This is a genomic window from Acinetobacter sp. neg1 (assembly GCF_000788125.1).
Lineage (GTDB): Bacteria > Pseudomonadota > Gammaproteobacteria > Pseudomonadales > Moraxellaceae > Acinetobacter > Acinetobacter vivianii.
Map to the genome: position 1 here is coordinate 949,341 of NZ_JSZD01000006.1, position 12,916 is coordinate 962,256.

At 40.7% G+C, this 12,916-nt stretch carries 12 protein-coding genes and 2 tRNA genes; 7 read left to right on the forward strand and 7 right to left on the reverse strand.

Going from position 1 to position 12,916, the window contains the following annotated elements; translation table 11 throughout:
* Positions 1–52: 52 nt before the first annotated feature.
* Positions 53–1,201, forward strand: a complete 1,149-nt coding sequence (dacC, locus tag PJ15_RS05490) for a D-alanyl-D-alanine carboxypeptidase PBP5/6 (RefSeq protein WP_047428787.1) — start codon at positions 53–55, stop codon at positions 1,199–1,201.
* Between the two features lie 91 nt (positions 1,202–1,292).
* Entirely contained in the window at positions 1,293–1,835 is a 543-nt protein-coding gene (locus PJ15_RS05495; protein WP_047428789.1) for a gamma carbonic anhydrase family protein, read from the forward strand.
* A 75-nt stretch (positions 1,836–1,910) separates the two neighbouring features.
* Here PJ15_RS05495 and PJ15_RS18310 read toward each other — a convergent pair whose 3' ends face one another.
* Together PJ15_RS18310 and fmdA are read right to left on the reverse strand one after the other, a co-directional pair.
* The gene (locus PJ15_RS18310) at positions 1,911–2,207 is read right to left on the reverse strand and encodes an FmdB family zinc ribbon protein (protein WP_081402750.1); all 297 of its coding nucleotides are present in this window, start codon (positions 2,205–2,207) and stop codon (positions 1,911–1,913) included.
* 43 nt (positions 2,208–2,250) lie between these two features.
* Positions 2,251–3,426: a formamidase gene (gene fmdA / locus PJ15_RS05500; protein WP_047428791.1), complete on the reverse strand. Its 1,176-nt coding sequence runs from the start codon at positions 3,424–3,426 to the stop codon at positions 2,251–2,253.
* Between the two features lie 300 nt (positions 3,427–3,726).
* On the opposite strand from fmdA, the gene PJ15_RS05505 reads away from it, so the two are divergent.
* From PJ15_RS05505 to purB, 4 genes are all read left to right on the forward strand, one after another.
* Positions 3,727–4,215: an NUDIX hydrolase gene (locus PJ15_RS05505; protein ID WP_004770481.1), complete on the forward strand. Its 489-nt coding sequence runs from the start codon at positions 3,727–3,729 to the stop codon at positions 4,213–4,215.
* A 4-nt stretch (positions 4,216–4,219) separates the two neighbouring features.
* A complete protein-coding gene (mnmA, locus tag PJ15_RS05510; RefSeq protein ID WP_047428793.1) occupies positions 4,220–5,353 on the forward strand; it encodes a tRNA 2-thiouridine(34) synthase MnmA in 1,134 nt (377 codons plus the stop codon).
* A gap of 18 nt (positions 5,354–5,371) precedes the next feature.
* On the forward strand, positions 5,372–6,103 hold the full coding sequence (gene hflD, locus PJ15_RS05515) for a high frequency lysogenization protein HflD (protein WP_004770483.1): 732 nt from the start codon (positions 5,372–5,374) through the stop codon (positions 6,101–6,103).
* Positions 6,104–6,191: 88 nt separating this feature from the next.
* Positions 6,192–7,580 carry an adenylosuccinate lyase gene (gene purB, locus PJ15_RS05520; RefSeq protein ID WP_005258584.1) on the forward strand — a complete coding sequence of 463 codons (1,389 nt, stop codon included), beginning with the start codon at positions 6,192–6,194 and terminating at the stop codon, positions 7,578–7,580.
* A 75-nt stretch (positions 7,581–7,655) separates the two neighbouring features.
* Here purB and PJ15_RS05525 read toward each other — a convergent pair whose 3' ends face one another.
* Together PJ15_RS05525 and astA are read right to left on the reverse strand one after the other, a co-directional pair.
* The gene (locus PJ15_RS05525; RefSeq protein ID WP_047428795.1) at positions 7,656–9,107 is read right to left on the reverse strand and encodes an amino acid permease; all 1,452 of its coding nucleotides are present in this window, start codon (positions 9,105–9,107) and stop codon (positions 7,656–7,658) included.
* A 453-nt stretch (positions 9,108–9,560) separates the two neighbouring features.
* Positions 9,561–10,598, reverse strand: coding sequence for an arginine N-succinyltransferase (astA, locus tag PJ15_RS05530; RefSeq protein ID WP_047428798.1), 1,038 nt, complete (start codon positions 10,596–10,598; stop codon positions 9,561–9,563).
* A gap of 519 nt (positions 10,599–11,117) precedes the next feature.
* On the opposite strand from astA, the gene PJ15_RS05535 reads away from it, so the two are divergent.
* Positions 11,118–11,702 (forward strand): helix-turn-helix domain-containing protein, encoded by a 585-nt coding sequence (locus tag PJ15_RS05535; protein WP_047428800.1) that lies wholly within the window; start codon positions 11,118–11,120, stop codon positions 11,700–11,702.
* A 77-nt stretch (positions 11,703–11,779) separates the two neighbouring features.
* Here the strand turns inward: PJ15_RS05535 and PJ15_RS05540 are convergent, their stop codons facing one another.
* From PJ15_RS05540 to PJ15_RS05550, 3 genes are all read right to left on the reverse strand, one after another.
* A complete protein-coding gene (locus PJ15_RS05540; RefSeq protein ID WP_047428802.1) occupies positions 11,780–12,223 on the reverse strand; it encodes an acetyltransferase in 444 nt (147 codons plus the stop codon).
* Between the two features lie 340 nt (positions 12,224–12,563).
* Positions 12,564–12,637: transfer RNA gene (locus tag PJ15_RS05545), tRNA-Trp, on the reverse strand.
* Positions 12,638–12,704: 67 nt separating this feature from the next.
* A tRNA-Leu gene (locus tag PJ15_RS05550) sits at positions 12,705–12,789 on the reverse strand.
* Between the last annotated feature and the right edge of the window lie 127 nt (positions 12,790–12,916).

The window sequence follows — 12,916 nt, forward strand, 5'->3', positions numbered from 1 at the left end:
TCCTAAAATGCTAGGCTCGTCTGCTTCATACAAGATATTGGAACCACCTAGAATGACACACAAAAGCGCTCTTGCTGCATTATTACTTTTGCCAAGCTTTTCATATGCAGCAACTGTCCTATCCGCTCCACCAGAATTAAATAATAAATCCTACGTATTAATGGATTACGAGACTGGACAGATTCTCGCTGCCAAAAACGAAAATGAAAAACTTGCACCCGCTTCAATGACAAAAATGATGACAAGCTACATCATTGAGCAGAAACTTTTAAAGGGTGAATTGACTGAAAACGAACAGGTACGCATGAATGAATCTGCGTGGTGTCGTGGTAGCAGCTCTGAATCATGTATGTATGTTCCATTAAATGGCACTGCAACCGTTTTAGAAATGTTACGTGGGATTATCATCCAGTCAGGTAATGATGCTTCTAAAGCGATGGCTGAACATATCGCGGGCAATGAAGGTACCTTTGCTCATATGATGAACCAAGAGGCAAAGCGTGTTGGTATGGTGAATACTCACTTTATCAACTCAACAGGTATGCCAGCTGAAGGTCATTATTCAACAGCCAAAGATATGGCAATCCTTGCACAGCACATCATTAAAGACAGTTCTAAATACTATCCAATCTATTCAGAAAAAGAATTTGCTTTTAATGGCATCAAGCAAGGCAACCGTAATGCCCTGCTTTATACCGATCCAAGCGTTGATGGCTTAAAAACAGGTCACACCAATGAAGCGGGTTTCTGCTTAACCACTTCAAGTAAACGTGGCCCAATGCGTTTAATTTCAGTGATCTTCGGAACACCAAGCATGAATGAACGTGCCAATCAAACACGTACACTTTTGGCTTGGGGTTTTTCAAACTTTGAAACAGCCAATGTTCAACCAGCAAACCAAGTTCTTGCCAAAGCAAAAGTATGGTTTGGTAAACAAGACGATGTTCAAATTGGTTTAGCAGAAAACTTCAATGTGACCATGCCTAAAGGCCAAGCAGATAAAATCAAAACTCAGCTTGTGGTTCAGCCTAAACTCAATGCACCTTTAGCAAAAGGCCAAGTTGTAGGTAAACTGGTTGCAAGCCTTGATGGTAAAGTGATTGCTGAAAAACCTCTGGTTGCATTAAAACCTGTTGAAGAAGCTGGTTTCTTCGCACGTATGTTTGACCATATCAAAATGTTCTTTAGCAACTTGTTCTAAATTTTAGAAGCGTTAGATTAAGCATTCATGCTCTTGGGTATGAATGCTTTTTTATTTTATAATTCCCCTAAATTTTCAAGCGAACACTGCTATGCCAAAGAACATTCGTCCCTATCTCGACCAAAAACCCGATGTTGATTCAAGCTGTTATATCGATGAGATGTCGGTTGTTGTTGGTGATGTTAAACTCGCTGAAAATGTTTCGGTCTGGCCTTTTGCTGTGATTCGCGGTGACGTGAACTCAATTCAGATTGGTAAAAACAGTAATGTACAAGATCATTGTATGTTGCATGTCAGCCATAAAAACCAGTCTAAACCGAATGGTTCGCCATTGGTGATTGGTGAAGATGTAACGGTTGGACATCATGTGACTTTACATGGTTGTACCATTGGCAATCGTGTCTTGATCGGGATTAATACCGTTGTTTTAGATGACGTGATCATTGAAGATGATGTAATGATTGGTGCTGGTAGTCTTGTTCCGCCACGTAAAGTGTTAAAAAGCGGTTATTTGTATGTCGGTAGCCCAGTACAACAAGTGCGTGCACTGACTGAAAAAGAAATGGAATTTTTACCTTATTCAGCACGTCATTATGTGAAAGTGAAGGATAATTATTTAGATCAAAAGAATTAGTCTTAAAAATCAGCATTTAACAGGGTGTTAAATGCTGATTACATATGAGTCTTAAACACTAAGAATAGTGAAATATCAAACCTCACATAAAGAACAATTCACACCTCGGCAGTTATGCAACACCGACGTCCGAGCACTTTTTTTTCTTGTTCCAGGCCCCTCAACCAACGGCCCCGCAAGTTGCTCTGCACTTGATGATGGTCGCCATTTATTTTTGACTGAGATCTTTTGATGCCCTGTAATCATGGGCTTTAACAACATGGATTGCTGGCAGTATGGGCAAGATGTGTTATCCCTTGCAATACTGACCATTGGGACATTCTGCTCGAAAATCCCTTCACAATGTTCACATCTAAAATCATACAGTGGCATCTTTAAATCCTTCTTTAGCGATCAATCTTGCATTCATGCAAGACTAACGATGTCCCCAAAACTTATTCTCGTTTAAGGCGCCCTGCGGTAAAATATTCTTCTCAAAAATAGAAGTTGGTAGCGAAATTGTGCAGGCGCAATTTGGAATATCCACAATGCCACCAATACGCCCTTCAACAGGTGCAGCGGTCAGCAGCATATAGGCTTGAGACCCCGTAAACCCAAAATTCTCAAGGTACTTAATCGCCTTTAAACAGGCCTGACGATAGGCAACCGTGGCATCCAGATAATGATTTACCCCATTTTCAACGCTGATCCCTTCAAAGGTTAACCACTGATCGTAGTTAGGTCTGACATTACTTGGAACAAAGATCGGTGAATCAATATTATATTTTTCCATTCCCCCTTTAATCAGATCAAAACCAACACGAGTTACCCCATCCATTTCAATCGCTCCACAGAAGCCGATTTCACCATCGCCCTGTGAAAAGTGTAAATCGCCCATTGAGAAGCCAGCACCTTTTTGGTACACAGGAAAATAAATACGGCTACCCGCAGCAAGATCTTTAATGTCAGTATTACCACCATGCTCACGCGGTGGCACTGTACGGGCAGCTTCAATAGCCATACGATCAAATTCTGCTCCTGTCACGCCTCTCAGCACCGCAGTTCTTGGATCGGGTGGGTTGGCTTGCCCCTTAGGCACCAATAACGCTTCTCGACGATTCCATTCCTTTAAAAGTTCATGCGAAGGAAGCGTTCCCATTAATCCAGGATGTTTTAAACCTGCGATACGTACACCGGGAATATGACGCGAGGTTGCAAACAATCCTTTTAAATCCCAAATCGCTTTATCTGCTTCAGGAAAATAATCAGCTAAAAACCCACCGCCATTTTCCTTGGCAAAGACCCCAGAAAAGCCAACCGAAGAGATGGGCTGTATATCCAGTAGATCGATCACCAATAAATCCCCTGGCTCAGCCCCTTCAACATAAAAGGGGCCTGTCAATGGATGTGCTCGGGTGAGATCCACATTTTTCACATCGGAGACATCATCGGTATCTTTGATTTGGGCATCTAAAAAATCCAGACTTTCAATCAGAATTTCTTCGCCTGGTTTCACTGAGGTTAAAAATGGAATATCTGGATGCCAGCGATTATGGCCAATCTCTGCTTGTTCTGCTAAAGCGACGCCAGGTTTAATTTTAATATGTTGCATATGACTTCAACTCCGTGTGATGTATATGAATCTAATTAATTATCTGTTCTACTTCTAAATCATTGAAAGGCCATAGCAAACGTGACTTTTCTTGGTGGAGATTATTATTTTTACCTTGCGGTCAAAAAACACACTAGCACATTCTGTTTTTTTGAAGCAATTCCTTTTCGATTCTCAACACATCAAATACACACGGATGGCAGCAAATATTTTTCTTTCACTTTAGCGAATTAGCCTTCCTATGTAGCCAAAAACAGTCAAATTTTGTAGAATACATTTTTTAAAACCATGGTGCTTTCTATGACCGCTTGGACACCTCATGTCACAGTCGCCACTGTTGTCGAAAAAGACGGACGTTTTCTGTTTGTTGAAGAACACAGCGAAGGCTTTGTACATACCGTGTTTAATCAACCTGCTGGTCATGTAGAATGTGGTGAAACCATTATTCAGGCAGCGATTCGTGAGACTCTGGAAGAAACAGGTCATCATGTTGAAGTCGATCATCTGCTCGGTATCTATACCTACACCCCTCCAATGTTCCCCGATCGTACCTATTACCGTTTTTGCTTCTTGGCGCATGTCACATCAGTTGTAGAAAATGCGCAGCTGGATACAGGTATCGTGGGTGCTGTGTGGATGAATCTGGATGAGCTACAAGAATCTGCACGAGCGCGTAGTCCATTGGTTTTAAAAGCTATTGAAGATGCCCTTGCTGGCAAAAAATATCCTTTATCGCTTATTTATGAGCACCCTTTCTCTCCCTCATTAACTTCTCATTTGGATGCTTAATTAGATGCAACAACGTGTCATCGTCGGTATGTCTGGTGGTGTAGATTCCTCTGTTTCTGCCGCATTATTACTTCAACAAGGATATCAAGTTGAAGGTCTTTTCATGAAAAACTGGGAAGAAGATGATGGTACGGATTACTGCACAGCATTGGAAGACTTGGCAGATGCTCAGGCCGTTGCAGATAAAATTGGCATCAAACTGCATACTGCCAACTTTGCCATGGAATATTGGGATCGCGTATTTGAGCACTTCTTAGCTGAATATGCTGCGGGTCGTACACCAAACCCAGATATTCTCTGTAATAAAGAAATTAAATTCCGTGCGTTTCTCGACCATGCCATGACTTTAGGTGCAGACTTTATTGCAACAGGTCACTATGCGCGTCGTGGTGCAAGCATGCAAAATTCGCGTGGCGAAACCTATGCGCCATTACTCCGTGGTGTCGATAACAATAAAGACCAGACTTATTTTTTACATGCAGTACATGGTCGTGAAATTAACAAGACCTTGTTCCCTGTAGGTGAAATCGAGAAACCAGAAGTTCGTCGCATTGCAGAAGAACTAGATCTGGCAACTGCCAAGAAAAAAGACTCAACTGGTATCTGTTTTATTGGTGAACGTCGCTTTACTGATTTTTTAAAACAATACTTACCTGCACAAGCTGGAAAAATTGTTTTGGAATCAGGTAAAGAAGTTGGTGAACATCACGGCTTAATGTACTATACGCTGGGTCAACGCGGTGGTATTGGTATCGGTGGTATGAAAGGTGTGCAAGAAGGCGCATGGTTCGTACTACATAAAGATATTGCCAATAACCGACTGGTGATTGGACAAGGACATGAACATCCATTGATGCAAAGCACACAGCTTTGGAGTGAGTCGATTGACTGGGTGGCTGGCGAGCAGGATATTCCAACGACAGGTTTCCGTTGCACAGCAAAAACCCGTTATCGCCAACCTGATCAAGCGTGTACAATCTACCGCGATGAACAGACTGAAAATGGTGTGCGTGTTGAATTTGATGAACCGCAACGTGCGGTGACTCCAGGACAAAGCGTCGTGTTCTACTCAGGAGAGGTTTGCTTAGGCGGTGGTGTGATTCACCATACTAATGCACCTGAACCAGATTTTATTTAAGGAAATTGGAAGCGAAGCATGGTCGAGTTACCCTTTCAGCACACTCAAGCGTTGAATGTTAGACAAAACCGTGCTTTGGCATTGGCGGCAGTCTTTCAGGCAACTCAGCTAACGCATATGACAGCGATGGCGGGTCAACAAAGCATTGGCGATAGTGGTAATTTTTATTTTGAATTACTGATCAAGGCCAGCCTAAACATTCGCCCAACTTCAAATAAGGCGACTCAAACGCTCGATTTCTTTAATCAGCTTGCTGACATTTCTCTTGGTTTAAAAACTTTAGAAGGCTGCATTACCCAGCCTTTTAATACTGCACCGAAATCCCGCGTTCCAAAAATGTCGACTGCCAAGTTGCCAATGTCCTATGCAATGGCTTTATTGCAGCTGGAAAAGAAAGTCTACAGCAATCCTGAATACGTCAAAATTATTGAAACTGCCCAACAAAAAATCTTAAAGCAACTGTCATTTTTCGATAATAATTATTTGCATCCAAGCATTATTGCCAACCTCGCACAAACCTATGTTGAAACCGCAGGCCAAATTAATCCGCGCATTTTAGTCCGTGGTAATGCGGAAGCATTTAAAGACATTAATCATACCAACCGTATTCGAGCTTGCCTGTTTACAGGCTTACAGCTGGCCCATTTATGGAAACAATCTGGCGGCAGCTCGTGGAGTATGATCTTTAGTAAACGCAAATTATTGCAAGATATTCAAGCTCTCGCTCGTTTGCAGTATCAGGTGGTATAGCCGATGCGCCAACGATTTTATTTTTATGTCGTTTTACAACCTCTCTAAATCTCTCCTATAAGGAGAGACTTTAATTTAAGGAATCTGTATGAATGCTTTAACCGCACTCTCGCCACTTGATGGACGTTACGCTAGCAAATGCGATGCCCTACGCCCTTTTTTGTCTGAGTTTGGTTTAATCCACGCTCGTGTCACGGTTGAAGTGCGTTGGTTACAAGCACTTGCAAATCGTGCAGAAATCATCGAAGTTGCACCTTTCTCAAATGAAACCAATGCAGCGCTAGATGCGATTGTGACCAACTTCTCTGAAGAAGATGCAAATCGCATTAAAGAAATCGAACGCACCACCAACCACGATGTAAAAGCAGTTGAATACTTCCTTAAAGAAAAAATTGCCAACATTGATGAATTAAAAAATGCTGGTGAATTTATTCACTTTGCATGTACTTCTGAAGACATCAACAACTTGTCTCATGCATTGATGCTAAAAAATGGTCGTGAAGTTTTAGTTGCAAGCATGAAGCAACTTCTCAATGCGATTTCAGCTTTAGCAACCACGCATGCTGAACAGCCAATGTTGTCTCGTACGCACGGTCAAACTGCAAGCCCAACCACATTGGGTAAAGAAATGGCGAACGTTGCTTACCGTTTAGCACGTCAAATCAAGCAATTTGAAAATGTTGAATTACTTGGCAAGATCAATGGTGCGGTAGGTAACTACAACGCTCACCTTTCTGCTTATCCTGAAATTGACTGGGCTGCACATGCACAAGCATTTGTAGAGTCTTTAGGCTTGGCATTTAACCCATATACTACGCAAATCGAGCCACATGACTATATGGCTGAATTGTTTGATGCGTTACGTCGTTTCAATACGATTCTGATCGACTTTAACCGTGACGTTTGGGGTTATATCTCGCTGGGTTACTTCAAACAAAAGTTAAAAGATGGTGAAGTTGGTTCTTCAACTATGCCGCACAAAGTAAACCCGATTGATTTTGAAAACTCAGAAGGTAACTTGGGTATTGCCAATGCGGTATTGGGCCACCTTGGTGAAAAACTTCCTGTTTCTCGCTGGCAGCGTGACTTAACCGACTCAACTGTATTACGTAATATGGGTGTTGGTTTTGCGCAAAGCTTGATTGCTTTTGATGCCTGCTTAAAAGGTGTAGGTAAACTTGAACTCAATGCTGCACGTTTAAATGAAGATTTAGACCAAGCACAAGAAGTTCTTGCCGAACCAATTCAAACAGTTATGCGTCGTTATAATGTTGAAAAGCCATACGAAAAATTAAAAGCCCTGACTCGTGGTCAAGCTATGACGCGCGACATGATGGTGAACTTCGTTAAAGGTGACGAACTTGCTCAAGTTCCAGAAGATGAGCGTACTCGTCTAGCTGAGCTTACACCAGCAACTTACACAGGTAATGCAGCTGAACAAGCAAAACAGATTAATGATTTAATCAGCAAAATCTAACTGATGACATAAAAAAGCAGAGCTTCGGCTCTGCTTTTTTATGTTTTAAACTCGGTCCGCTCTACTCAACCCTGCTTAAACATAATCCATACTTCTGGCTTTTAATACATCCAGCTCCAGCATCTTTTTCTTTTTACGGCGATAGGCAATAAACAGACCAAAAAACCAGATTGGTGAAACCGCCAATGCAATCAAGGTATCATGATCCAATGCCAAGATAACAATGGTAAACACCAAAAATGACATCGTAAACCATGCCATGATTAAGCCACCAGGCATTTTAAACTTAGACTGCTGATGCAACTCAGGAAACTTCTTACGATAACAAATATAAGAAAGAACAATCAGTATAAAGGTAAACACACATAAGATCGAAGTCAGCGCTGAAATGATGGTAAACGCAGTCATAACATTGGGAACAACAAATAAAATCGAAGTACCGATGGTGACGCAAGTCATGGAGAAAACCAAACCACGAATCGGCACTTTTCTTTTCGATAATTTACTAAAACTTTTAGGCGCATCATTATCTAATGACAAACCATAGAGCATACGACTGGTCGCAAAAATACCACTATTGGCAGAAGAAAGTGCCGAAGTCGCCACCACAAAATTAACCAAGCCCGCTGCAATCGGTAAACCAATCAGTGAGAACATCTCAACAAATGGACTTTTTTCTGGTGAAATTTTTGCCCAAGAGGTCACCGCAATAATACACACTAATGCCCCGACATAAAATAACAGGATACGTAACGGAATAGAGTTAATCGCTTTAGGCAGTGATTTATGCGGATCTTTAGTTTCAGCCGCTGTGGTACCCACCAGCTCAATCCCGACAAAGGCAAAAATCGCAATCTGAAACCCAGCCAAAAAGCCAGTGAGGCCATAAGGGAACATGGATTCAGTTTCAAATACGTGACTCATTGAAGCCTTTACACCGCTTGGGGAAGTAAAGCCTGTACTAATTAAATAAATCCCTGCAAGGATAAACAGGATAATGGCAGAGACTTTAATTAAGGAAAACCAGAACTCCAGCTCACCAAACATCCGGACGGCGACAAAATTCAATATCGTCAAAATCGCCAGCGAAGTAAATGCCGGAATCCAGACAGGCACATCGGGATACCAGAACTGCATGTAACCACCAATCACAATGACATCTGCGATTGCGGTAATAATCCAGTTCCCCCAATATGACCACCCCAGAAAAAAGCCAGCCCAAGGGCCTATATACGCGGTTGCAAAATCAGCAAAGGTTTTAAAATTGGTATTTGCCAGCAACAGTTCACCCATCGCCCGCATCACAAAGAAAAAGAAAAAGCCGATAATCAAATAAGTTAGAACAATGGAGGTACCCGAAACGCTCAAGGTTTTGCCAGAACCCATAAACAAACCAGTACCAATTGCACCACCAATCGCAATCATCTGAATATGACGATTGGTCAAAGAGCGCTGTAACTTTTCCTCATCCTGCTGATTCTCTGGCAGGTCTTCATCCTGAAGTTGCTTTTCTTTATTATGACTCATGTAATCCTTACTCCAACTTACAACAACCGTTATAAGCACTTGATAAAAATAAAATATTTTTAAGCTGCTTTAATATAAAAATTCCATTTCGTTCAATAAAATTATTTTAAAATGAATATCTTAGTTCATTCACCTCACCTATAAATCCTTTCCATGTATTACTTATTGAGCTACTAAAATCTGTTCTTATTGATCAAAATTATTTTAGGCGCAAGCATCATATCCTATTCATCAGCCACTTTAGGAGCAGACCTCGCTTTTCTGCTCAATTAGCAAGCAATTAAACGTGAAATATATTTAATTATTAGAGGGATTTTTTATGTAAATAATCTTTGCAATTACCTATCTATAAGAAGTTAAAAATTTCTACTGATAGATTCACACCATAAAAAATACAATACAAGTCAAATAAATTTCACGCTTATAAATGCCCAATAGCCAAGCGGTCACGCTTTATGACTTGTGATGAATATTGATATTTAACACCCGAACCGAATCACCATTTTTGACATGCAACTCACGCGCTTGCTGTTCACTTAATTTCACCTGATTATGTTCTGGATGGTTATAGATGAGGATGGCGCGATAATTATCATAATCATCATTGGCAACGATATAAGGCTCATCTCCTACAGCAATCAGATCGGATTGCTCGACCTGCACCTGAACCACATGACTCTCTTTAATGGCTCTTAGATTTTCAATATCCGCCTGTAGCGTTGCACCACCATCAAAGATATCGACATAACCCTTATAACGCAGCCCTTCTTCAATCAGGAGGTTATAGGCGGGAACCGTATTCGGATGCACTGCACCAATCACCGCTTTGGCCTCATCAGGCAACATATCGACATAAAGCGGATGGCGTGGCATCAACTCTGCAATAAAGACTTTTTTACCTGTCCCACTTAAATAATCCGCTTTGGCAAAATCCATATCAAAAAATTTATGGCCGACTGCATCCCAAAAAGGTGAATGTCCATTCTCATCAGAAAATCCACGCATTTCAGCAACGATCGTTTCTTCGAAATATCGTCTAAACGCGGATAGAAATAAAAAACGCACCTTGGAAAGGAACTTCCCATTCTTGTTTAAGCGATAATCAGGATCTAGGAATAAGGTACAGAGTTCACTGCAATTCGTATGATTATTACTGAGATACAAGGTCGGTAGCGCTTTATAAACATTCAAAGGCTCTGAGGAATGAACTTGTGTACCGACATGGAAGTTATACCACGGCTCTTTTAACCCGAGCGCCACCTCAATGCCACACACGCCCACGACTTTATTGAGAGCGGTATCTTCCAGTACAAATAAATAACCCTGCTCCGACTTATCTAATTTGCCTTCCACTGTTTTTACAGCCCGATCAATACGGGCAGCAAGCATTTCCATATCAGGTTGTAAGGAGGTTAAGCCAAAACCTGCTTTTTGCGCCAAATGGTAAAGGTCATGAATATCTTTCTGCTCGATATAACGAATAATCATCATGCGATTTGGTCCTTATTTTGAATCATTAAAAAATGAACCATTCCCACAGTAACGATCTCGTTGCGTAATGCCATCCAGATTACGCTTTCCTTGCTGAACCATGCACAATACCAACATTTGTTATTCCTTAATTATTAAATTTTCCCTAGCTAGGCCAATTTTCGGCTGAGCTGACTTTAATTATGCAAGTCTTTTTTGACCACTTTCACCAACCTGAAACCAAAATCAAATAGCATCACCAGATGCATATTCAGATTGATCACTCTATTATTCAAAAACTAATTGCCATACAAAATTTAAAATTAAGCAAAAAATGAGCTGTTTTTTAGCAATTTATTCATTGACAGTGACAATGTGAAAAATTTTTATTATTAGAGAACCATATTCATGGCACTACACCAAGAATAATGAATTTGCCTAAATACGAACTTTGATCAAGCACATTAATATAGACATTGCATACAACATCCAGCTCATTTCTATCGCATAATATGTCAGTTCAAAATAAAGGTTCATATGATGATCGAAAAAGCTGACAGCCAAATACTAGACACTGAAATCGCTCGCTTATTGCTTAAGCAAAGAAAGAGTAAAGGGTGGACGGTTGCCGAATTAGCTCAGCATTCAGGAGTCAGTCAAGCAATGATCAGCAAGGTTGAGCGCGGAGCTTCTAGCCCTAGTGCAGCCATTCTCAGCCGCTTAGCAAGCGCTTTGGGGATCACCCTATCTAAACTGTTTGCAGAAGCTGAGCTCAATCAAAATACACATGTAATGGTCTCAAAAAAACAACAGCAACAATATTGGACTGATCACCAGCTGGGCATTACTCGTTGGTCAATTTCTCCCGCTGGCGCAATTCCAGAGATGGTTAAAATTGAAATTCCAGCATCAGGTCAACTCAATATCCCTTCAAGCGCATACGAGCATCTCAGTGGTCAAACCATTTGGCTTTTAAGTGGGCAACTTGAAATCCAAGTTAATACGCAAGTCTTTCACCTAGAAGCTGGAGATTGTATCGCACTAACAGCTCCCGCAGATTGCCACTTAACCAACCCCAACGATCAACAACCTTGTGTTTATATGGTGAGTTTTAGCCAGAAATAGAATACATGTGGAATGATCAGCATATACTTTCAATTTAATGCAACTCATCCCATCTGTTGGTTCAATAAAAATAATATTTAAGCATTGGAGCCAATTCCAAGATGTAATAGTGGATATGCTCGACCTTGGCTATCGAGTTCTGAGCGCGCTGTTATCTGGAAACCAAGATGTTGATAAAATCCAATTGCCTGCTGATTTTGTTCATTCACATCAATGCTGAGATTGGGATGTAGCATTAAAGCATGCGATAACAAAAACTTTCCAACGCCCTGTCCGCGAGCTACTGCATCAATAAATAATGCTTCCATATGCCCTTCATGCAAGAACATAAAACCCAACGGCTGGTTATCCAAATTTACAGCAACCCATACTGGCGTTTCTGTAAAAAAGCCGATGACTTCTTTTTCGATCTCGATACGATCATCTGGCTTCAAAAAATGATGAGTTGCATCAACAGAGCTTTTCCAGATTGCAAGGATCTGAGCACCTTCATCAGGACGTGACATACGAATTTTTAACATTTTTTATCTCTACATCTACATTCAAAATCTGACAAAAATTTTCTCTAAAAGAAATTAATTTAACACAAGAAAAATACTATAGTACATAAATATTCACAATAGTGTTTTTAATAACATAATTTCTATTCAAATATGTTGAGATGGCATAAAAACAATGCGTTAAATCACTGGCCTCTTCATAACACCCCTAGCCATATGATCACAAAAAATAAGTCAGTAACTCTTAATTCAAACTACAAGTAATACTAGTAGTAAAAGAAGTTAGTTTTAGAATAACAATAGGAGATAAAATTCAGACAATAAAAAAGCCCTTGTTTTCACAAGGGCCCTTCTATTTATTTGGCAGAGGATCAAGGACTCGAACCTTGACGAACGGTTTTGGAGACCGTCATGCTACCATTACACCAATCCTCTAAACTGCATGATTAGCGCCTAACAGGTCTAACCATAAAAAAAGCAAGATGTTCTTGCCTTTTAAATTTGGTGGGGGCGAAGAGACTCGAACTCTTACACCTTGCGGCGCTGGAACCTAAATCCAGTGCGTCTACCAATTTCGCCACGCCCCCCGATGGGTGTGTATATTAGAGAGAAACTTTCTCCATGACAAGCCCTTTTTATAAAAAAATCATGTCTATGAAACCTAATGCTTTTTTAATATACAACTAAAAACAACAGACGTAAAAAAAGGACTTT